A 22,162-nucleotide genomic window follows, 5' to 3' on the forward strand; every position below is an offset into this window, starting at 1 on the left:
CGCTTGTCAGGATTCAAACAATGCAGTGTTTTCATCGAGCCAGCCCTGCAACAGCAGAGCGGCGGCGATGGCGTCCACCGGGTTGTCGCGGTAACTGCCTTTCTGCCCGCCACGTACCAGTCGCTCGCCTTTGGCCTCAAAGGTGGTCAGGCGTTCGTCGTGGGTATAGAAGGGCACATTGAAGCGGCCGTTGAGACGTCGGGCGAATTTCTCGGCGCGCAGGCACATTTCGCTGGGCGTGCCGTCCATGTTCAGCGGCAGGCCAACCACCACGGCGTCGGGTTTCCATTCCTTGAACAGCGCTTCGACCTGGTTCCAGTCCGGAACGCCGTTCTGCGCTTTCAGGGTGCACAGCTCGCGGGCCTGGCCGGTAATCACCTGGCCGACTGCAACGCCTATCTGTTTGGTGCCGTAGTCGAAGCCGAGAATCAGACGCAGGGCCATTAGGCGTGGCCTGCCTGGCTGGTCAGCAGACTGAGGTTGATCCCCAGGTGCCGTGCCGCCGCTTCCAGACGCAGTTCGCTGCTGGTGTTGAACAGGATGTCGGCATCGTACGGGCAGGTCAGCCAGGCGTTGTCGGCCAGTTCGGCCTCCAGTTGCCCGGCTTCCCAACCCGCGTAACCGAGGGCGATCAGGCTTTTCGCCGGGCCTGCACCGTCCGCGATGGCAAACAGCACGTCCTGTGAAGTGGAGAGCGCCAGATCGCCGTCCAGTTGCGCGGTGGCCTGGAACATCTGGCCGGCCGGGTGCAGGACAAAACCACGATCAGTCTGCACCGGGCCGCCGATGAAGATCGGTACGTGCTGGCAGAGTGCTGGCGGCTCGATGTCCGGGCGCAGTTGTTCGAGGATGTCAGCCAGATTCAGCTCTTGCGGTCGATTGACCACCAGCCCCATGGCGCCATTGGCCGTGTGCTCGACGATGTAGGTCAAGGTGTGGGCAAAGTTCGGGTCGGCCATGTGTGGCATGGCGATCAGGAAGTGATGCTTGAGGTAGCTGGGGCTGACGTTTTTCATGAGCGATAGTGTGGCGTTCGGGGGGCGAACTGACAAGCTGGAGATGCTGACAACAACACAGACCCCTTGTCGGAACATGGCATTTGTGGCGAGGGGATTTATCCCCGTTGAGGCGCGAAGCGGCCCTGAATCCATTGATACGGTCTGCCTGACACTCCGTGAATGATGGTTTTGCGACTGCTGCGCAGCCGAACGGGGATAAATCCCCTCGCCACAATGAATCTCATCGCTACAGGAATATTCAGTTGCTCGAGAGTTTGTCGCCCCGGGCGAATTTCCAGGTGCGGATGATTTCCAGTCGGTCGATATCCGACAGATCACCGGTAAACGGTGCAAACGGTGCGGCCAGCCGGACGATGCGCTGGGCCGCCTGATCCAGCAATGGCTGGCCGGAGGATTCGAGCACCAGCACTTCATACAGCGAGCCGTCGCGGTTGATCGAGACCATCAGGCGCAGGTTGCCGTAGATCTGCTTGCGCCGGGCTTCTTCCGGGTAATTGAGGTTGCCGATCCGCTCGACCTTCTTGCGCCAGTCATCCTTGTACCAGGCGCCCTTGTCGCGCATGGTCGAGGCGGCGCTCAAACGGTGAATGCGCGGGCGTTTGGCGTACAGCTGTTGTTCCTTGGCCAGTTCCGCTTCGAGGCTGGCGATGTCGCTGGACAGCTGCGAGCTATCGAACGTCGGTGCGTCGACCGCCGGTTTGGTCTCGGTCTTGGTTTCTTCTTTCTTGGTCGGCGCCTTTTGCTGTTTCGGCGCGACCGTGGTCACGGCAGCCTTGGGCGCGGCTTCACGGACTTCCGGCTTGGCGGCCGGAGGCGGGGTGACTTTCTTGACCTGATTGTCCTGGAACGGCGCGACCTCGGTGGTCTTGGGGATCGCCTTTTTGTCCAGCGTGCCGCTGCCTTCCTGGTTTTCCTGGGCGAGGAAATCGGCCTTCTTCGGCTTGGTGTCGCTCTTGAAGGTGGCGAGGGTGATTTCCAGAGTTTTGCTGATTTGCTTGGGCTCGACCATGGTGAAGCCGACGCCGAGCAGCAGCGCCAAATGAATCAGCGCCGCGAGAAACAGGGTAAATCCGAGGCGATCGGCCGGGCGCACGCCACGGTGGGCGAGTTCTGCGGGCAGATCGGACGGGAGGGTCATGACAGAAAAACCAACATCGCGTTTTTACGGGCTCGGCATGATAACGCAATGTTGGTTTTTAGCTGCAAGCTTCAAGCGGCAAGCGACATAAGGGCAGCTGCAAGTTTCGAGCGGCAAGCTGCAAGTAAAAGCTTGTAGCTCATGGCTTGCGGCTTGTAGCTGGCCGTCAGGCTTGCTGCTTGCGGCTCGAGGCTTGCAGCTGCTTTTCGATCGCATCCATCAGCATGCCGCCGATGTCGGTGCCGAAGGCGTTGTCGATTTCGCGGATGCAGGTCGGGCTGGTGACGTTGATTTCGGTCAGGTGCTCGCCAATCACGTCCAGACCGACGAACAGCAGGCCTTTCTCGCGCAGGGTCGGGCCGACTTGCGCGGCGATCCAGCGATCCTTGTCGGTCAGCGGTCGCGCTTCACCACGACCACCGGCGGCGAGGTTGCCACGGGTTTCGCCCTGGGCCGGAATCCGCGCCAGGCAGTAATCCACCGGCTCGCCGTCGATCATCAGGATGCGCTTGTCGCCGTCCTTGATCGCCGGCAGGTAGGCCTGGCCCATGATCTGCTGGCCACCGAGGGCGGTAAGGGTTTCCAGAATCACCGACAGGTTCGGATCGCCCGCGCGGTGGCGGAAGATCGAGGTGCCGCCCATGCCGTCCAGCGGCTTGAGGATCACGTCGCCGTGTTTGGCGGCGAATTCACGCAGCACGTCGGCGCGACGGCTGACGATGGTCGGCGGCGTGCACTGCGGGAACAGCGTGGCGAACAGCTTTTCATTGCAGTCGCGCAGGCTTTGCGGCTTGTTCACCACCAGCACGCCCGCCGTTTCGGCCTGTTCGAGCAGGTAGGTGGAGTAGACGAATTCCATGTCGAACGGCGGATCCTTGCGCATCAGGATCACGTCCAGGTCGCTCAGCAGGTTGTCCTGCTCGGCGTCCAGTTCGAACCATTTTTCCGGGTTGGCGAAGACTTTCAGCGGCTTCATGCGCGCCCGCGCCTGGCCTTCGGCCTGATACAGGTCGCGCTGCTCCATGTAGAACAGTTCCCAGCCACGTTTTTGCGCGGCCAGCAGCATGGCCAGCGAGCTATCCTTTTTATAGGAGATGCTGGCGATAGGGTCCATGACAATCCCGACGCGAACGCTCATTGGGTTTTCCTCGAAAATTGGCTACCGGATCGGTATTGAAAAAGTGCCGCCAGAGTGGCTCCGGGCGGGTTTTCGGTCAAGGAAAAACCCGTCGATAGATTGCATCTGGAGACTGTGCTAAAAAGGCTGGCATGCAGCGCTGGCCCTTGAACATCAAGGGTTTCCAGCCATCACTGATAGCAAAACGGACAATTTGATTCGCAAAGGCGACGGTAGAGCCCTCTTATGGAACAGCAGTCCAGCGCCTTGAAGGTCATGGTGATCGACGACTCGAAAACGATTCGTCGCACCGCCGAAACATTGTTGAAAAATGTGGGTTGCGAAGTGATCACGGCGATTGATGGTTTCGACGCGCTGGCGAAAATCGCGGACAACCATCCCGGAATCATTTTTGTCGACATCATGATGCCGCGTCTGGATGGTTATCAGACCTGCGCTTTAATCAAGAACAACAGCGCATTCAAGGCCACGCCGGTGATCATGCTGTCGTCGCGCGACGGGCTGTTCGACAAGGCCAAGGGGCGGATTGTCGGTTCCGATCAATTTTTGACCAAGCCTTTCAGCAAGGAAGAACTGCTTAACGCGATTCAGGCCCATGTTCCGGGCTTCGCCGCCGTTTTGCCGCAGTAAGACACGTACAGTGATGCTCGGCCAGCGGGCCGGGCGTCAACAAGAAAAATGGGGAAAACCATGGCACGTATCCTGATCGTCGATGATTCGCCGACTGAAATGTACAAACTGACCGGCATGCTCGAAAAGCACGGCCACGAAGTACTGAAAGCCGAAAACGGCGCCGACGGTGTCGCGCTGGCCCGTCAGGAAAAACCCGATGCAGTGCTGATGGACATCGTCATGCCCGGCCTCAACGGTTTTCAGGCGACCCGGCAATTGACCAAGGACCCGGACACCGGCCACATCCCGGTGATCATCATCACCACCAAGGATCAGGAAACCGACAAGGTCTGGGGCACCCGTCAGGGCGCCAAGGATTACCTGACCAAACCGGTCGACGAAGACACCCTGATCAAGACCCTGAACAACGTGCTCAAAGGCTGATCGCGCAACCATGAGCGAATCGCTGACTGCGTTCGAACTGCTCTGGCAGATCGACCAGCGCTGCCGCTTGCTGGCGGCGGACTTGCCGTCGCAGGCCGCGCGCGAGGATCGCTGGAGCGGTATCGGCTTTCGCCTTGGCGAGCATTGGTATGTGGCGCCGATGGGCGAAGTCAGCGAAGTGCTGCACGAGCCGCGCTTCACTCAATTGCCCGGGGTCAAGCCGTGGGTCAAAGGGGTGGCTAACCTGCGTGGGCGCTTGCTGCCGATCATGGACCTGTGCGGTTTTTTCGGGCACGAGCTGTCGCCATTGCGTAAACAGCGGCGGGTATTGGTGGTCGAGCATGGCGATGTGTTTGCCGGGCTGATGGTCGACGAAGTCATCGGCCTGCAGCATTTCGAGCAGGACAGCTTCGAACCGATTTCGATCAGCAAGCGCCAGGGTTCCAAGGCCGAGTTCGTCAAAGGCTATTTCCGGCGCGAGCAGAACTGGCGGGTGTTCAGCCTGTTTGCACTGGCTAAATCCCCGGTATTCATGAGCGTCGCAATTTAGTCGAAACAACAGAGAACCCATGTGGGAATGGGCCATGTAATGGTGTGATTCTGTGGCAAGGGAAACCTGTGGCGAGGGGATTTATCCCCGATGGTTGGCGAAGCCGACCCAAAGGCTGCATTCGAGATGTATTTGATACAGCTCGAATCTTGGGGCCGCTGCGCGACCCATCGGGGATAAATCCCCTCGCCACAAAAGCTCCACTTCACAAGGCTAGCTTCTACAGGTGCTTCGGTGAGTTTCAAATTAGGCGAGGACCGATGACAAAAGCAAAAACAGACAAGTCGGCGGAAGGATCGCGCAGTCGCTCGCAGATCATCGTGCTGTTCATCGCACTGATCGTGTTCATCATGCTGCTGTTCGCCAACTTCGCGTACCTCAACACCCAGGCCAACTACGACAAACAGTACATCGGCCACGCCGGTGAATTGCGCGTGCTGTCGCAACGCATCGCCAAGAACGCCACTGAAGCCGCCGCCGGCAAGGCTGCCGCGTTCAAGTTGCTGAGCGATGCGCGCAACGATTTCGCCCAGCGCTGGGGTTACCTGAAGAAAGGCGACCCGGCCACCGGCCTGCCACCGGCCCCGGCCACCGTGCGCCCGGAAATGCGCGCCGTGCAGCTGGATTGGGAACGCCTGCTGAAAAACACCGACGCGATTCTCTCCAGCGAGCAGACTGTGCTGTCGCTGCATCAGGTCGCCGCGACCCTGGCCGAAACCGTGCCGCAGTTGCAGATCGAATACGAAAAAGTCGTCGAGATCCTCCTGCAGCGCGGTGCTCCGGCGGCGCAAGTGGCGATGGCCCAGCGCCAATCGCTGCTCGCTGAACGGATCCTCGGCGCGGTCAACACCGTACTGGCCGGCGACGAAAACTCGCAACAGGCCGCCGACGCCTTTGGTCGCGACGCCACCCGTTTTGGCCAGGTGCTCAACGGCATGCTGCAAGGCAACCCGGCACTGAAAATCAGCCAGGTCGAAGACCGCGATGCCCGCGCACGCCTGAGCGAAATTTCCGAGCTGTTCCAGTTCGTCTCCGGCTCCGTGGATGAAATCCTCGAAACCTCGCCCGAGCTGTTCAAGGTTCGCGAATCGGCGAGCAACATCTTCAGCCTCTCGCAAACCCTGCTCGACGAAGCCTCGCACCTGGCCACTCGCTTCGAAAACCTTGCCGGCGGGCGCAACACCGACACCATCGGTGGCTACGTCCTCGGTTTGCTGGCGCTGGCCTCGATCATCCTCATCGGTCTGGTGATGGTCCGCGAGACCAACCGCCAGTTGCGTGAAACCGCCGAGAAGAACGAGCGCAACCAGAACGCGATCATGCGCCTGCTCGACGAAATCGAAGACCTTGCCGATGGCGACCTCACCGTGACCGCCTCGGTGACCGAAGACTTCACCGGCACCATCGCTGACTCGATCAACTATTCGGTCGACCAACTGCGTGACCTGGTGGCGACCATCAACCTCACCGCCGGCCAGGTCGCCGCCGCCGTGCAGGAAACCCAGGCCACCGCGATGCACCTGGCCCAGGCCTCGGAACATCAGGCGCAGCAGATTTCCGAAGCCTCGACCGCGATCAGCGACATGGCCGAGTCGATTGATCAGGTGTCGGCCAACGCTGCCGAGTCCTCGGCCGTGGCCGAGCGCTCGGTGGAAATCGCCAACAAGGGCAACGAGGTGGTGCACAACACCATCCACGGCATGGACAACATCCGCGAACAGATTCAGGACACCGCCAAGCGCATCAAGCGCCTCGGCGAGTCGTCGCAGGAGATCGGCGACATCGTCAGCCTGATCGACGACATTGCCGACCAGACCAACATCCTTGCGCTCAACGCGGCGATTCAGGCGTCGCTGGCCGGGGATGCCGGGCGTGGTTTCGCCGTGGTCGCCGATGAAGTGCAGCGCCTGGCCGAGCGCTCGTCTGCTGCCACCCGGCAGATCGAAACCCTGGTGCGGGCGATCCAGACCGACACCAACGAAGCGGTGATTTCCATGGAGCAGACCACCACCGAGGTGGTGCGCGGCGCGCGTCTGGCGCAGGATGCCGGGGTGGCCCTGGAAGAAATCGAAGGCGTATCGAAGACCCTCGCGGCGCTGATCCAGAGCATTTCCAACGCGGCGCAGCAGCAGACTTCGTCGGCCGGACAGATTTCCCTGACGATGAACGTGATCCAGCAGATCACCTCGCAGACTTCGTCCGGCTCCACCGCCACCGCCGAGAGCATCGGCAACCTGGCGAAAATGGCCAGCCAGCTGCGCCGTTCGGTATCCGGTTTCACCTTGCCGTCGGCGTCCGCGACGGACAAGGCGTGAGTGGAGTGGTTATGGGTGACCGGCACGACTATGTGGCCCTCGAATGGGTCAAGGGCGAAATTGCCGAAACGCTGAAACAGGCGCATCAGGCAATTGAAGCCGTGCTTGAGGATCCGCAGGCCTTTCCCGGGCTGGACGAGTGCCTGGATTACATCCATCAGGTCCACGGCAGTCTGCAGATGGTCGAGTTCTATGGCGCAGCCTTGCTCGCCGAAGAGATGGAACATCTGGTCGAAGCCTTGCAGCACGAGCGCGTCAGCCACCGCGACGAAGCCCTGCACCTGCTGCTGCAAGCCCTTGGGCAATTGCCGATCTACCTCGACCGCGTGCAGGGTGCCCGCCGCGATTTGCCGCTGGTGGTGCTGCCGCTGATCAACGACCTGCGCAGCGCTCGCGGCGAAAGCCTGCTCTCGGAAACCAGCCTGTTCAGCCCGCAACTGCCGCAGCTGCCACCCCTCAGCGCGCAAGCGCTGGCGCTGCTGGAGCCGGCAGAACTGCCAAATGTGCTGCGCAAGTTGCGCCAGATGCTGCAAATGGCCCTGGTCGGTCTGTTGCGCGAGCAGGATGACCAGACGCATCTGGAGTACCTGGCGAAAGTCTTCCAGCGTCTCGAAGCCATGAGCGGCGATGCGCCCTTGAGCCCGTTGTGGCAAGTGGCCTCGGCGCTGGTCGAAGGCATGCGCGAAGGCGCGATCGCCAACAGCCCGGCGCTGCGCAGCCTGTTCAAGGACGCCGATAAGGAACTCAAGCGCCTGCTCGAGCAGGGCATGCGCGGCCTTAACCAGCCGCCCCCTGCGGAGCTGCTCAAAAGCCTGCTGTTCTATATTGCCAAAGCCGAACATCCCACCGGGCAGATGCTGACCATGAAAGATCGCTACTCCCTGGACGACGCGTTGCCCGACAGCGCGATGGTCGACGAAGAACGTGCGCGCCTGGCCGGCCCCGACCGCGATGCGATGCGCTCGGTGCTGGCGGCGCTGTGCGAAGAGCTGGTGCGGGTCAAGGAGCGCCTCGACCTGTTCGTGCGCAGCGACCGTCAGCACACCTCTGATCTGGACAGCCTGCTGGCGCCGCTGCGGCAGATTGCCGACACCCTGGCGGTGCTCGGTTTTGGCCAGCCGCGCAAGGTCATCATTGATCAACTGGCGGTGGTCCTCAGCCTCGCTCAAGGCCAGCGCGAACCGAACGACGCCACGCTGATGGACGTCGCCGGCGCGCTGCTCTACGTCGAGGCGAATCTGGCCGGGATGGTCGGCACCGTGGAAACGGAAAGCCCCGAAGAGGCGCGCCTGCCGACCACCGACCTGACGCAGATCCACCAGATCGTGATCAAGGAAGCGCGCATCTGCCTGCAACAGGCCAAGGACATGATCGTCGACTACATCGACGCCGACTGGGATCGCCAGCACCTGCAAGCGTTGCCGGAATTGCTGACCCAGGTGCGCGGCGCGCTGGCGATGATTCCGCTGAGCCGGGCGGCCAGTCTGGTCGAGGCCTGCAATGGCTTTATCCGCGAGCATTTACTGCTTGATCCCCACGAGCCGGGCTGGCAGCAACTGGACAACCTCGCCGACGTGATCACCAGCCTCGAGTACTACCTCGAACGTTTGAGCGACGACCCGCAGGCCGCGAGCGAACAACTGCTGGATGTCGCGCAGAAGAGCCTGGCCAGCCTGGGCTACTTTCCTGACGAAGAGCCCGGCGCACAGCAGGTGCCAGTGCTCGATGACGTGCTCAGCCCCAGCGAAGCGTTGGTGATGCAAGACCTGCAAGTGCTGGACGACCCCGATATCGTGCAGTCGCTGGCCGAGGTGCTGGCCAGCCCGGTGTCGGCGGTCAACCCGCCGGCCCTGACCACCCCCGGCAGCCTGATGCCGCCACCGGCTGACGAAGAACCGGTCGACGACGAGCTGCGCGAAGTGTTCCTCGAGGAGACCGACGAAGTCCTCGAAGTCCTCCACGAATACCTGCCGCGCTGGTCGGCCAATCCGCAGGACCGTGCGGCCCTGACTGAACTGCGCCGGGCCTTCCACACCCTCAAGGGCAGCGGGCGCATGGTCCGTGCGCTGGTGCTGGGTGAACTGGCCTGGGCGGTGGAGAACCTGCTCAACCGTGTGCTGGAACAAAGCGTCGAGCCCGGTGCGGTGGTGCCGCAACTGCTCACCGACACGGTGTTGTTGCTCCCGGAATTGATCAGTGAATTCGCCACTCACCGGCAGCGTCAACGCAGCGACGTCGATCAGCTCGCCGCCCGCGCCCATGCGCTGGCCAAAGGGGACGAACCGCTGGCCGCTGAAGACGTGAATGATGTCGCGGCCCTTGATCCGCTGTTGCTGGAGATCTTCCGCAACGAGGCGGAAACCCATCTGGCCAGTCTCAACCGTTACCTCGATCAGGCCGCCGAACATGTGCCGCTGCCGGCCAGCGATGAACTGCAGCGCGCCTTGCATACGCTCAAGGGCAGCGCGTCGATGGCCGGGGTGTTGCCGATTGCCGAACTGGCCGCGCCGCTGGATCAACTGGCCCGCGAGTTCAAGGCGCATCAGTTGCCGCTCGATCTCGATGAAGTGGAATTGCTGCTTGAGGCCGAAGGTTTGTTCCGCGTCGGTCTGCGCCAGCTCAAGCACGATCCGCTGGCGCCGATCGTCGGTGCACAGTCGTTGATCAAGCGCATTGAAACGCTGCTCGGCGAGCGTCTGGAAGCGATCCTCCAGACGCCGAACACCAGCCTGCGGATCAAGCGCGATCCGCAATTGATCAACAACTTCCTCGCCCAGGGCATGGACATCCTGCTCGACGCCGAAAACCTCTTGCAGCGCTGGCAACAACATCCCGGCGAGCGCCAGGAACTCAGTGCCTTGCTGGATGAACTGACCACCCTCGGCGAAGGCGCGCACCTGGCTGATCTGCTGCCGGTGGACGTGTTGTGCGAAGCCTTGCTCGACCTCTATGGCGCGGTGGAAGAAAGCAGCCTGGCGGTCAGCGAGCGGTTTTTTGAAGAAGCGCAGAACGCCCACGAAGCGCTGATCAACATGCTCGACGAACTGGCCGCCGGCCAGGAAGTCACGCCGCAGCCTGCGCGCATTCGCGCCCTGCACGAGTTGCTCGACGAGAGCCTTGATCCGTCGTCGATGGGCCTGATCCGCAGCGATGGCAGCCGTACCCTGAGCATTCGTGAACTGGGCAGCGCCACCGCAGAGTTGCAGCAGTCGGCGAGATCGTTCGAGGGCGACGACGAGATCGTCGAGATCTTCCTCGAAGAGGCCGTCGACATTCTCGACAGCGCCGGACAAGCCTTGCACCGCTGGCTCAACGACCCGGACAACGCCGCACCGCTGTCCTCATTGCAGCGCGACCTGCACACCCTCAAGGGCGGCGCGCGCATGGCCGAAGTGGCGGCCATCGCAGATCTGGCCCAGGAGCTGGAAAGTCTTTACGAAGGTCTGGTGGATCGCCGCTACAGCCACAGCGACGCTTTGGGCCAGTTACTCCTCAAGAGCCACGCGCAGTTGGCGTTGCTGCTTGACCAGTTGCAAAGCCATCAGCCGCTGAGCCCGGCGCAGGAACTGATCGGCGCGATTCGCGAGCTGCGTCAGGGGCAACCGCTGGGCGAAGCGCCGTTACCGACGGCGGATCATGACAGCGCCGCACACGATCCGGAGCTGCTGGAAATCTTCCTCGAAGAAGGTTTCGACATCATTGAAAACTCTGGCGCGGCGTTGCTGCGCTGGCAGGCCGAACCGGGCAATCGCCAGGAAGTGGAAACCCTGCTGCGCGATCTGCACACCCTCAAGGGCGGTGCACGGATGGTCGAGATCGGTCCGATCGGCGACCTCGCCCATGAGCTGGAATACCTTTACGAAAGCCTTTCCACCGGGGCGTTGCAGCCGTCGGCGGAACTGTTCGCACTGGTCCAGCGCGGGCATGACCGCCTGGCGCAAATGCTCGATGGGGTGCGCGCCGGGCAACCGTGCCCGCCGGTCGATCGGCTGATCAGCGCGATCCAGAATTTCAGCCATCCGGCGACGGTCGAAACCCCGCCGGTATTGCCGCTGCCCGCCAAGAGCGAGCCGGCGCCACCGGCTGCCGATGCCGGTGCGGACATGGTCAAGGTCTCCGCCGAACTGCTCGACGAGTTGGTCAATCTGGCCGGAGAAACCTCGATTTTCCGTGGGCGTATCGAGCAACAGGTCAGCGATGCGCAAACCGCACTGAACGAGATGGAAACCACCATCGAGCGCATGCGCGATCAATTGCGCCGGCTCGATACTGAAACCCAGGGACGGATTCTCAGCCGTCAGCAAGTCGATGCCGACCATCTCGGTTACGAAGAATTCGACCCGCTGGAAATGGATCGCCACTCGCAGTTGCAGCAACTGTCGCGGGCGCTGTTCGAATCCGCTTCCGACCTGCTCGACCTCAAGGAAACCCTCGACCGCCGCAACCACGACGCCGAGAACCTGTTGCAGCAACAGGGGCGGATCAATACCGAATTGCAGGAAGGCCTGATGCGCACGCGCATGGTGCCGTTCGAACGCATGCTGCCGCGCCTCAAACGCATCGTGCGGCAGGTCGCCGAAGAGCTGAACAAGGATGTCGCGTTCATCATCGACAACGCCGAGGGCGAGATGGACCGCAACGTGCTGGAACGCATGGCCGCGCCGCTGGAGCACATGCTGCGCAACGCCGTCGATCACGGTCTGGAGTCTGCCGAAGTGCGGCTGGCGGCGGGCAAACCGGCACAGGGTACGATCAGCCTGGACTTGTCCCGTGAGGGCGGCGACATCGTTTTCGATATCCGCGACGACGGCGCCGGGGTGCCGCTGGAAGCGGTGCGGCGCAAGGCGATCAAGCGCGGTTTGCTGGCGCCGGATGCCGAAATCAGCGACCGCGATGTATTGCAGTTCATCCTCCAGCCGGGTTTCTCCACCGCTGAAAAGATCACGCAGATTTCCGGGCGCGGCGTCGGCATGGACGTGGTCCACGAAGAGGTGCGTCAGCTCGGCGGCACCATGAGCATCGACTCGGTGCCGGGGCAGGGCGTGCATTTCCGCATTCGCCTGCCGTTCACCGTGTCGGTCAACCGCGCGCTGATGGTGCAGTGCGGCGAGGATCAATACGCGATTCCGCTGAACACCATCGAAGGCATCGTCCGCGTCCTGCCGAATGATCTGGAAGGGCACTTCCGTAACGACCCGCCGAGCTACCACTACGGCGGCCAGCGCTATGAGTTGTGCTATCTGGGCGAACTGCTGAAAACTGCGCCACGCCCGAAACTGCTCGGCCAGAGCCTGCCATTGCCGGTGCTGCTGGTGCAGTGCAACGACCGGCACATCGCGGTGCAGGTCGACGCGATGGCCGGTACCCGCGAGATCGTGGTCAAGAGCCTCGGTCCGCAGTTCGGCGCGGTGCAGGGCGTGTCCGGGGCGACGATTCTCGGCGATGGCCGGGTGGTGCTGATTCTCGATTTGCTGGCGCCGATCCGCGCGATGCAGGCGCGGGTTGCGCAGCGTCCGGCCCATGTGGACATCGACAGCGAGCCGCAAAAGCCGCTGCTGGTGCTGGTGGTCGACGACTCGGTGACCGTGCGCAAGGTCACCAGCCGTTTGCTCGAACGTCACGGCATGAATGTGCTGACCGCCAAGGACGGGGTCGACGCGATGCTGTTGCTCGAAGAACACATGCCCGACCTGATGCTGCTCGACATCGAAATGCCGCGCATGGACGGCTTCGAAGTCGCCACCCAAGTGCGCAACGATGAACGCCTGCAACACCTGCCGATCATCATGATTACCTCGCGCACCGGGCAGAAACACCGCGACCGCGCGATGGCCATCGGCGTCAACGACTACCTCGGCAAGCCGTACCAGGAATCGGTGCTGCTCGAAAGCATTGCCCACTGGAGCAAGAAACATGCATGAGCGCCGCCACAACGCGCGCACCAGCCAACTCACCGGCCTGCTGCTGCCACTGGCCGACCGCAACCTGATCCTGCCCAACGTCGCCGTGGCCGAGCTGATCGACTACCAGGCCAGCGCCTTCGATCTGGATACGCCGCCGTGGTATCTCGGCAAGGTTACGTGGCGTGAGCGGCAGATTCCGCTGCTGAGTTTTGAATCGGCGTGCGGGCAGAAAATCGTCATTGGCGAGCGGGCGCGGATCGTGATTTTGAATGCGCTGGGCGGGTTGCCGGAGCTGAAGTTCATTGCGCTGCTGGTGCAGGGGATTCCGCGTTCGTACAAGCTCGACAGTCAGTTGAGTTATGTCGATGTGCCGTTGTGTGCGCTGGAACAGGCGGCGGTGCAGGTCGGGGACCAAGTGGCGAAGGTGCCTGATTTGTTGGGGCTGGAGCAGTTGTTGGTGGAGGCGGGGCTGGTCCATTGATCCAGAATTCGTGTTGCTCTGACTGGCCTCATCGCTGGCAAGCCAGCTCCCACAGTGTCCGAGTTGTATTCGAATTCTGTGAACCACACAAAACCCTGTGGGAGCTGGCTTGCCAGCGATGGGGCCAGTTGCATCAGCAAACTCTTACAGGCAAATCCTCAATTTCTGCAGTGTAATAAACACCCTTCAGCCCATCTGTTTAAAGACACCAGGTGTTACGGCTCACTGGCCTACAAATCCTTGCGCCGCTGCCTACGCATGCACCAGAATCCGCCGGCTTGTGCGCCTTGGGCAGGCTGCGTAACTTGATTCCGTCACTGATTCCCAGTGATCGGGTTTAGCAGCCCGGCTTCTTCCTTACCTCGGTTGTACAAGTCTCATCCAGTCAGGCATTCGCCTGCGCTTGATGGTGGCTGTGCGCATGGCACCTTCGGGTGCGCCGGGTTGGGGTTTGACCGGTCTGCTAACTTGCGCATAGCCGCCACCCTACCGTTTAGCAGCGGGATGGTGAGGCCTGATAGAGGTTCATCCCCATGTTCAAAGTAACGCCTAACCCGCCGCCCACCGACCCGGCATCCCCCTACGAATCCCCTGCTCAATAACCACGCGGCAATGGTGGAAGGTACGCACCGCAAGACTGTGCAGGGTATTGCGCAGGTGGTGATGGTGGCGGAGATGGCTGTGAATCGGGTGTTGGATAAGTTGGTGCCGACGGAATAGCGAAAAAGCCCGCCCCTCACCCCAGCCCTCTCCCGGAGGGAGAGGGGGCCGACCGCAGGATGCTCACAAGTTACGCCGACATGAAAATACTGCTGTGAATCCATAATCGACTCGGTGGGGCAGGTCGGTGTATGGCGCAAGACACTTCGGTAGGTCCCCTCTCCCTCCGGGAGAGGGCTAGGGTGAGGGCGCTCTTGATCATTACCCTGAGCGTAACGATTCACCACCGCGCTTGATTGATGCCCCCACCCCACACGCCTACCTTAGCTCCACGACAGCGAACCCCGTGGAGTGAGCATGACAACAACAATTTCCCCCGACTCGCGCTGGACGCGGCGGCGTGACGAGAAGCAGCGGCGTCTCGACAAGGTGCGCGGGCTGGCCGACGGTGTGGTGTTGCCCACCGACAAGATCGTCGCCGCGCTCGAAGCGCTGATCCATCCCGGCGACCGCGTGGTGCTGGAGGGCAACAACCAGAAGCAGGCGGATTTCCTTTCCCGTTCGCTGGCCAAGGCTGACCCGGAAAAGCTCCACGACCTGCACATGATCATGCCCAGCGTCGGTCGCTCCGAGCACCTCGACCTGTTCGAACGCGGCATCGCCCGCAAGCTCGACTTCTCCTTTGCCGGCACCCAGAGCCTGCGCATCAGCCAGTTGCTCGAAGACGGCCTGCTGGAAGTCGGCGCGATTCACACCTACATCGAACTCTATGCGCGGCTGGTGGTGGACCTGATTCCCAACGTCGTGCTCTCGGCCGGGTTCATGGCTGACCGCGCCGGCAACATCTACACCGGCCCGAGCACCGAAGACACCCCGGCACTGATCGAACCGGCCGCGTTCAGCGACGGCATCGTCATCGTCCAGGTCAACCAGTTGGTCGATGACGTCAGCGAGCTGCCGCGCGTAGACATTCCCGCGTCATGGGTCGATTTCGTCGTGGTCGCCGACAAGCCGTTCTACATCGAACCGCTGTTCACCCGCGACCCACGGCACATCAAACCGGTGCACGTGTTGATGGCGATGATGGCGATCCGTGGCATCTACGAAAAACACAACGTGCAGTCGCTCAACCACGGCATCGGTTTCAACACTGCCGCCATTGAACTGATCCTGCCCACCTACGGCGAATCCCTCGGCCTCAAGGGCAAGATCTGTCGCAACTGGACGCTCAACCCGCACCCGACGCTGATCCCGGCGATCGAAAGTGGCTGGGTCGAAAGCGTGCATTGCTTCGGCACCGAACTGGGCATGGAAAACTACATCGCCGCACGGCCCGACGTGTTCTTCACCGGGCGCGACGGCTCGCTGCGTTCCAACCGGATGTTCTGCCAATTGGCCGGGCAGTACGCGGTGGATCTGTTTATCGGCGCGACCTTGCAGGTCGATGGCGACGGCCATTCCTCGACCGTGACCCGTGGTCGCCTCGCCGGTTTCGGCGGTGCGCCGAACATGGGCCACGACCCACGCGGCCGGCGTCACGGCACCCCGGCGTGGCTCGATATGCGCCACGACGATGCGCAGCAACCGATGCTCGAACGCGGCAAGAAACTCGTGGTGCAAATGGTCGAAACCTTCCAGGAGGGCGGCAAACCGACCTTCGTCGAAACCCTCGACGCCGTGGAGGTGGCGAAGAAAAGCGGGATGCCGCTGGCGCCGATCATGATTTACGGCGATGACGTCACCCACCTGCTCACCGAAGAGGGCATCGCCTACCTGTACAAGGCGCGCTCGCTGGAAGAGCGTCAGGCGATGATCGCAGCGGTCGCGGGCGTCACCGCCATCGGCCTGCGCCACAACCCGAAAGACACCGAACGCATGCGCCGCGAAGGCCTGATCGCCTTGCCCGAAGACCTCGGCATCCGCCGCACCGACGCCACCCGCGAACTGCTGGCGGCGAAAAGCGTGGCCGATCTGGTCGAGTGGTCCGGTGGCTTGTACAACCCGCCCGCCAAGTTCAGGAGCTGGTAATGCACGCATTTAACCTGCAAGCGAAACCGCTCAGCCTGAGCGAACGCCTGGCCGATCTGGCGGTGGACGCGTTGATCGACGAAGCCGATCTGTCGCCGAAACCGGCGCTGGTCGACCGTCGTGGTAACGGCGCGCATACCGATTTGCACTTGGGCCTGATGCACGCTTCGGCGCTGTCGTTGTGGCCGGCGTTCAAGGAAATGGCTGAAGCGGCGGTCGAGATCGGCGAAGTCGATTCAACGTTGCGCGAAGCGATCGGCCGCATCGGTCGCGAAGGCGAGCAAGCGATGCTCGCCACCACCAATGGTGTGAACACCCATCGCGGGGCGATCTGGGCCTTGGGCCTGATCGTCACAGCAGCTGCACTGGACGCGAAATCCAGCAGCGCCAATGCCGTAACCCTACGCGCCGCACGTCTGGCATTACTCGACGACCGCTACGCACCGCGCCCACTCAGCCACGGCGCCCAAGTCGCCCTGCGTTACGGCGCACGCGGCGCCCGTGAGGAAGCGCAACTCGGCTTCCCGTCCGTGCTGCAACGCGGCCTGCCACAACTCAAACGCAGCCGCGGCAACGGCCACGGCGAACAGAACGCCCGGCTCGACGCCTTGCTCGCAATCATGACTGACCTGGCCGACACCTGCGTGCTCTATCGCGCTGGCGAAGAGGGGCTGCACGCCATGCAGCAGGGCGCGCAAGCGGTGCTCGACGCCGGTGGCAGCGCCAGCCTCAGCGGTCGCCGCCGCTTGCATGAACTGGATCAACAACTCATCGCATTGAATGCCTCGCCCGGTGGCGCCGCCGACTTGCTCGCCGCCACGCTGCTGCTCGACCGAATCGAGCGCAACGGCATCCTTCAGGGAGCGTTTTGATGGAAACCTTATCCTTTGAATTCCCCGCCGGGCAGCCGCCACGCGGGCGCGCGCTGGTCGGTTGTGTCGGCTCGGGTGATCTGGAAGTGCTGATCGAACCGGGGCTGGCCGGCAAACTGACGATCAACGTGCAGACTTCGGTCAACGGTGCGCAGCAGCGTTGGCAGCATCTGTTTGCGCGGATGTTCGACGGCACTACACCACCGGCGATGGCCATCGACATCCACGATTTCGGCGCGACGCCGGGGGTGGTGCGCTTGCGTCTGGAACAAGGTTTCGAGGAGATCGGCCATGACTGACAGCGCAGCGCTGTTGCACAAACACAGCTTTGTCGAACTCGGTGCGCGGCAACGGGCGCAAGCCTTGCTCGATGCCGGAACCTTCCGCGAATTGCTCGACCCGTTTCAACGCGTCATGTCGCCGTGGCTCGAACGCCAGGGTGTGGTGCCGCAGGCCGATGACGGCGTGGTAATCGCCAAGGGCAACCTCGACGGGTTGCCGGTGGTGATCGCTGCCATCGAAGGCGCGTTCCAGGGCGGCAGCCTCGGCGAAGTCGGCGGGGCGAAGATCGCCGGCGCGCTGGAACTGGCGGCTGAAGACAACCGTAAAGGCATCCCGACGCGCGCGGTGTTGCTGCTGGAAACCGGTGGTGTGCGTTTGCAGGAAGCCAACCTCGGGCTGGCGGCGATTGCTGATATTCATGCGGCGATTGTCGATTTGCAGCAGTACCAACCGGTGGTCGGTGTGGTGGCGGGCAGCGTCGGTTGTTTCGGCGGCATGTCGATTGCCGCTGCGCTGTGCAGCTATCTGTTGGTGACCCAGGAAGCGCGTCTCGGTTTGAACGGCCCGCAAGTGATCGAGCAGGAAGCCGGGATCGAAGAATACGACTCCCGCGACCGGCCCTTCATCTGGAGCCTGACCGGTGGCGAGCAGCGTTTCGCCAGCGGCTTGGTGGATCGTTATGTCGCCGATGATGTGGCACAGATTCGGCAGCAGGTTGGCCAATTGCTTCAGCAGGGTTTGCCGAAGCAGCCGCGCAGCCAACGTGCCGAATGGTTTCTGCAACGTCTGACGAGCCTGAACACTGACAAGCAAATCGAGCCGTCGGTGGTTCGCGATCTGTATCAAGGAGAGCGCTCATGAGCGGTTATTCACTGCGCGGTTTGAACTGGTTCAACGCCTTGAGTGCGGGTGTTGTGGTGGTTGAAGGGCTGCCGGCCTCGTTGAAGGTGGCGGATGGCGAACTCGGACGGTTTATCGCCGTGGTCGCTGACCCGGACAACCGTTATCCACGTGCTCGCAACGGCGAGGTCGGTTTGCTCGAAGGCTGGGGTCTGGCCAAGGCTGTGGATGACGCGATCACTGCCGACCGCGACAAAACACAGAAACGCCCGATCATCGCCATCGTCGATGTGCCGAGCCAGGCTTACGGTCGTCGCGAAGAAGCCCTCGGCATTCATCAAGCGCTGGCCGGTGCGGCGGACAGTTATGCCCGTGCGCGGTTGGCCGGGCATCCGGTGATTGCGCTGCTGGTGGGCAAGGCGATGTCCGGGGCGTTTCTTGCTCATGGTTATCAGGCCAATCGTTTGATTGCCCTGCGCGATCCCGGGGTGATGGTGCATGCGATGGGCAAAGCCTCGGCGGCGCGGGTGACCTTGCGCAGTGTCGAGGAACTGGAAGCGCTGGCCGCCAGCGTGCCGCCAATGGCGTATGACATCGACAGCTATGCGAGTCTCGGACTGCTCTGGGAAACCCTGTCAGTGCAGCAGATTGAACAGCCGACCGTTGAGGATCTGGTACGGGTGAACGAATGCCTGAAGCAAGCCATCGGCGATATCTCCAGCACTGACTTGAGCAACCGTCTCGGCGCAAAAAATCGTGCTGCTTCCAGCCGTGTACGCGAACTGCTGAGGGCGCAGTGGTGAACACGCCTCTGGCCCACGACCTGCTGTGGGGCATGAGCCCGGCGCAGTTGCCGGCGGATGCGCCGCAGTGGGCGGTTGAGTCGCTGGCGGCCGGGCAACCGGTGGTGGTGCGACGCGCCTTGAGCGCTGAAGGTTGCGTCGCGGTGGGCGTGCGCGGTGTGTTGCGCGAGCAGCGGTTGGCGGCTTTCATGCCTGTCGAGTCGATTGCTTGTCGGGTCAGCCCTGAGGCGCTTTGTCATGTTGAGTGCGAGCGTGATTTGCCGGTGATGCAGGCACTCCAGCAACTGCGGCCAATGCTCGATGATTGCGGTTGGGTCTGGGGAATCAGCGGCAGCGTCGGGTTTGAATTGGCCAGCGGTTTTAAAGCGATGCACGCGGCCAGTGATCTCGATCTGATTTTGCGTACGCCGCAGTTAATCACGCGTAATCAGGCCCGCAAATTCGTGGAGCTTTTCGATCAGGCTGCGTGCCGGATCGACCTGCAATTGCAAACGCCGTTCGGTGCAGTCGCCTTGCGCGAATGGGCCAGCGGATCGGTACGTGTGCTGCTGAAAAGCCAGCATCAGGCCTGTCTGGTGACTGATCCGTGGAACCCGCAGGAGCAGGCAGCTTGAGCAGCTTGCTGGTGTTCCCCGGCCAGGGCGCGCAGCAAGCGGGCATGCTGCAGCGATTGCCTCGGGAAACGCTGGCCGAGGCCAGCGATGTGCTCGGTGAGGATGTTTTGCTGCTCGATTCCAGCGCCGCGTTGCGTACCACAAGGGCGGTTCAGCTGTGCCTGCTGATCGCCGGCGTTGCAGCATCGCGGCAGTTGTTGCAGGACGGACTCACGGCGGATTACGTCGCCGGCCTGTCCATCGGCGCCTACCCGGCAGCGGTGGTCGCTGGAGCCTTGAGCTTCAGCGATGCGTTGCACTTGGTCAGCCTGCGCGGTGAGTTGATGCAGCAAGCTTATCCACAGGGCTATGGCATGACCGCGATCATCGGCCTGCAATTATCCACAGTCGAAACGCTGTTGGCGCAGGCGCACAGTGAGGATTCACCGGTGTACCTGGCCAACATCAATGCCGATAACCAGGTGGTGATTGCCGGCAGTGACGAGGCCATGCAAGCGGTGGCCGAACTGGCGCGCAGTCGTGGCGCTGGTCTGGCAAAACGTTTGGCAGTGAGCGTGCCGTCGCACTGTCCGCTGCTGGAGGCACCTGCACAAACCCTCGCCGAGGCCTTTGCCAAAGTTGAATTGAAGAACCCGAAAATCGCTTACCTGAGTGGCAGTCGCGCGCGTCCGGTGATCAAGCCTGATGCCCTGCGTGACGACCTCGCTTTCAACATGTGCCGCGTGGTGGATTGGCGCGGCACCGTACAAAGCGCCTACGAGCGCGGCGTGCGTTTACAAATCGAACTGCCGCCCGGTGCGGTGCTGACCGGGCTGGCGCGCCGGGTGTTCGAGCAGGGCACGGTCACTGCCTTCGACAGTGCTCGTCTCGACACCTTGCAGGCGCTGTTGCGAGAGGAGGGTGGCCGCCAACTCTAAAACCGCCGACTCAAGCTTCGAACAACAAAAACAACATTCGACGATGCACTTTGAGGACTACAACAATGATTATTTACGGTGTGGCGCTGCTGGCGATCTGTACGCTGGCAGGGGTGATCATGGGTGACATGCTCGGCGTGTTGTTGGGCGTCAAATCCAATGTCGGCGGGGTCGGCATCGCCATGATCCTGTTGATCTGCGCGCGGTTGTGGATGCAGAAACGCGGCGGCATGACCAAGGAATGCGAGATGGGCGTCGGCTTCTGGGGCGCCATGTACATTCCAGTGGTGGTGGCGATGGCCGCGCAACAGAACGTCGTCACCGCGCTGCACGGCGGCCCGGTGGCGGTGCTGGCGGCGATTGGTTCGGTGGTGGTTTGTGGTTGCACGATTGCCTTGATCAGTCGCACGCATAAGGGCGAGCCATTGCCTGATGAACCGGCGGAAGTTACCCCGGTCGGCACGCCAGTAGGAGGCCGCTGATATGTGGGATCTCATCGAGAAAGGCCTGGAACACAATGGGCTGGTCACTGCATTCGCTTTTGTCGGCGTGATCATGTGGGTGTCGGTGATTCTGTCCAAGCGCCTGACGTTCGGACGCATTCACGGCTCGGCGATTGCCATCGTCATTGGACTGGTATTGGCTTGGGTCGGCGGCACCATGACCGGCGGGCAGAAGGGCCTGGCGGATCTGACGTTGTTCTCTGGCATCGGACTGATGGGCGGGGCGATGCTGCGTGACTTTGCGATTGTGGCCACGGCGTTTGAAGTGCAGGCGACCGAGGCGAAGAAGGCCGGGATGATTGGTGTGATTGCGCTGCTGCTGGGCACGATCCTGCCGTTCATTGTCGGCGCGTGCATGGCCTGGGCGTTCGGTTATCGCGACGCGGTGAGTATGACTACCATCGGCGCGGGCGCGGTGACCTACATCGTCGGGCCGGTGACCGGTGCGGCGATTGGCGCGACCTCGGATGTGATGGCGCTGTCGATTGCCACCGGGTTGATCAAGGCGATTCTGGTGATGGTCGGCACGCCGGTCGCGGCGCGCTGGATGGGCCTGGATAACCCGCGTTCGGCGATGGTATTTGGTGGCTTGGCCGGGACCGTGAGTGGCGTGACGGCGGGGCTGGCGGCGACGGATCGGCGGTTGGTGCCTTATGGGGCGTTGACGGCTACGTTCCACACTGGGCTTGGGTGTTTGTTGGGGCCTTCGTTGTTGTTCTTTATTGTTCGCGGGATTGTGGGCTGAAAATCAAAAGCCCCTCACCCTAGCCCTCTCCCGGAGGGAGAGGGAACCGACCGAGTTGTTTTCGCGTTATCCACCGACCTGAAATGCCTGAGTCGAACGCAGGCCTTGAAAAGTCCCCGATCTGCTCCCTTTCCCCCTCTACCCCTTGAGGGAGAGGGGACTGACTGATCTGGTCTGATCTGGTCAAACGTTCCTGGACACAGTTATAGGGTTTTATCCCTTTTCATGCCGCCAGGGCTTCCATGTCTACCGGAGTTCGATAACCGTTGTGACTGTGTAGCCTGATCCGATTGTAATA

Annotated in this window: 19 protein-coding genes and 1 pseudogene; 16 read left to right on the forward strand and 4 right to left on the reverse strand. The window is 62.1% G+C overall.

The window, feature by feature from the left end; genetic code table 11:
- Positions 1–6: 6 nt before the first annotated feature.
- From ruvX to gshB, 4 genes are all read right to left on the reverse strand, one after another.
- Positions 7–444, reverse strand: a complete 438-nt coding sequence (gene ruvX, locus PseuLF5_RS14675; protein WP_003229101.1) for a Holliday junction resolvase RuvX — start codon at positions 442–444, stop codon at positions 7–9.
- On the reverse strand, positions 444–1,016 hold the full coding sequence (locus PseuLF5_RS14680; RefSeq protein ID WP_123469539.1) for a YqgE/AlgH family protein: 573 nt from the start codon (positions 1,014–1,016) through the stop codon (positions 444–446). Before PseuLF5_RS14680 ends, ruvX begins: the two co-directional genes overlap by 1 nt.
- 241 nt (positions 1,017–1,257) lie before the next feature.
- Positions 1,258–2,157, reverse strand: a complete 900-nt coding sequence (locus PseuLF5_RS14685) for an energy transducer TonB (RefSeq protein WP_123469537.1) — start codon at positions 2,155–2,157, stop codon at positions 1,258–1,260.
- A gap of 166 nt (positions 2,158–2,323) precedes the next feature.
- On the reverse strand, positions 2,324–3,295 hold the full coding sequence (gene gshB / locus PseuLF5_RS14690) for a glutathione synthase (RefSeq protein ID WP_267796729.1): 972 nt from the start codon (positions 3,293–3,295) through the stop codon (positions 2,324–2,326).
- A gap of 225 nt (positions 3,296–3,520) precedes the next feature.
- On the opposite strand from gshB, the gene pilG reads away from it, so the two are divergent.
- From pilG to madM, 16 genes and pseudogenes are all read left to right on the forward strand, one after another.
- On the forward strand, positions 3,521–3,925 hold the full coding sequence (gene pilG / locus PseuLF5_RS14695; protein ID WP_007913673.1) for a twitching motility response regulator PilG: 405 nt from the start codon (positions 3,521–3,523) through the stop codon (positions 3,923–3,925).
- Positions 3,926–3,985: 60 nt separating this feature from the next.
- Positions 3,986–4,351: a twitching motility response regulator PilH gene (pilH, locus tag PseuLF5_RS14700; RefSeq protein WP_222834122.1), complete on the forward strand. Its 366-nt coding sequence runs from the start codon at positions 3,986–3,988 to the stop codon at positions 4,349–4,351.
- A 10-nt stretch (positions 4,352–4,361) separates the two neighbouring features.
- Complete coding sequence (locus PseuLF5_RS14705; RefSeq protein WP_336347490.1) at positions 4,362–4,901, forward strand: chemotaxis protein CheW; 540 nt, start codon at positions 4,362–4,364, stop codon at positions 4,899–4,901.
- Between the two features lie 260 nt (positions 4,902–5,161).
- Positions 5,162–7,216 (forward strand): methyl-accepting chemotaxis protein, encoded by a 2,055-nt coding sequence (locus PseuLF5_RS14710; protein ID WP_186747144.1) that lies wholly within the window; start codon positions 5,162–5,164, stop codon positions 7,214–7,216.
- 11 nt (positions 7,217–7,227) lie between these two features.
- Positions 7,228–13,137 carry an Hpt domain-containing protein gene (locus PseuLF5_RS14715; RefSeq protein WP_340133842.1) on the forward strand — a complete coding sequence of 1,970 codons (5,910 nt, stop codon included), beginning with the start codon at positions 7,228–7,230 and terminating at the stop codon, positions 13,135–13,137.
- The gene (locus tag PseuLF5_RS14720) at positions 13,130–13,600 is read left to right on the forward strand and encodes a chemotaxis protein CheW (RefSeq protein WP_123469524.1); all 471 of its coding nucleotides are present in this window, start codon (positions 13,130–13,132) and stop codon (positions 13,598–13,600) included. Before PseuLF5_RS14715 ends, PseuLF5_RS14720 begins: the two co-directional genes overlap by 8 nt.
- A 533-nt stretch (positions 13,601–14,133) precedes the next feature.
- Positions 14,134–14,320 (forward strand): annotated as a pseudogene (locus PseuLF5_RS14725) (DUF6124 family protein).
- A 297-nt stretch (positions 14,321–14,617) separates the two neighbouring features.
- On the forward strand, positions 14,618–16,288 hold the full coding sequence (mdcA, locus tag PseuLF5_RS14730; protein ID WP_038358792.1) for a malonate decarboxylase subunit alpha: 1,671 nt from the start codon (positions 14,618–14,620) through the stop codon (positions 16,286–16,288).
- Complete coding sequence (locus tag PseuLF5_RS14735) at positions 16,288–17,160, forward strand: triphosphoribosyl-dephospho-CoA synthase (RefSeq protein WP_340133843.1); 873 nt, start codon at positions 16,288–16,290, stop codon at positions 17,158–17,160. The genes mdcA and PseuLF5_RS14735 overlap by 1 nt, the downstream gene beginning before the upstream one ends.
- A complete protein-coding gene (locus PseuLF5_RS14740) occupies positions 17,160–17,459 on the forward strand; it encodes a malonate decarboxylase subunit delta (protein WP_003229075.1) in 300 nt (99 codons plus the stop codon). The genes PseuLF5_RS14735 and PseuLF5_RS14740 overlap by 1 nt, the downstream gene beginning before the upstream one ends.
- A complete protein-coding gene (locus PseuLF5_RS14745; protein WP_340133845.1) occupies positions 17,452–18,303 on the forward strand; it encodes a biotin-independent malonate decarboxylase subunit beta in 852 nt (283 codons plus the stop codon). The genes PseuLF5_RS14740 and PseuLF5_RS14745 overlap by 8 nt, the downstream gene beginning before the upstream one ends.
- Entirely contained in the window at positions 18,300–19,085 is a 786-nt protein-coding gene (mdcE, locus tag PseuLF5_RS14750) for a biotin-independent malonate decarboxylase subunit gamma (protein ID WP_340133846.1), read from the forward strand. Before PseuLF5_RS14745 ends, mdcE begins: the two co-directional genes overlap by 4 nt.
- Positions 19,079–19,699, forward strand: a complete 621-nt coding sequence (locus PseuLF5_RS14755) for a malonate decarboxylase holo-ACP synthase (RefSeq protein ID WP_340133847.1) — start codon at positions 19,079–19,081, stop codon at positions 19,697–19,699. Before mdcE ends, PseuLF5_RS14755 begins: the two co-directional genes overlap by 7 nt.
- The gene (gene mdcH, locus PseuLF5_RS14760; RefSeq protein ID WP_340133849.1) at positions 19,696–20,616 is read left to right on the forward strand and encodes a malonate decarboxylase subunit epsilon; all 921 of its coding nucleotides are present in this window, start codon (positions 19,696–19,698) and stop codon (positions 20,614–20,616) included. Before PseuLF5_RS14755 ends, mdcH begins: the two co-directional genes overlap by 4 nt.
- A gap of 65 nt (positions 20,617–20,681) precedes the next feature.
- Entirely contained in the window at positions 20,682–21,098 is a 417-nt protein-coding gene (gene madL, locus PseuLF5_RS14765; protein ID WP_267796756.1) for a malonate transporter subunit MadL, read from the forward strand.
- A 1-nt stretch (position 21,099) separates the two neighbouring features.
- Positions 21,100–21,864, forward strand: a complete 765-nt coding sequence (madM, locus tag PseuLF5_RS14770) for a malonate transporter subunit MadM (protein ID WP_267796758.1) — start codon at positions 21,100–21,102, stop codon at positions 21,862–21,864.
- Positions 21,865–22,162 lie beyond the last annotated feature (298 nt).

It is taken from the genome of Pseudomonas sp. LF-5, from assembly GCF_037626295.1.
In the GTDB taxonomy this organism is placed as follows: Bacteria; Pseudomonadota; Gammaproteobacteria; order Pseudomonadales; family Pseudomonadaceae; genus Aquipseudomonas; species Aquipseudomonas monsensis.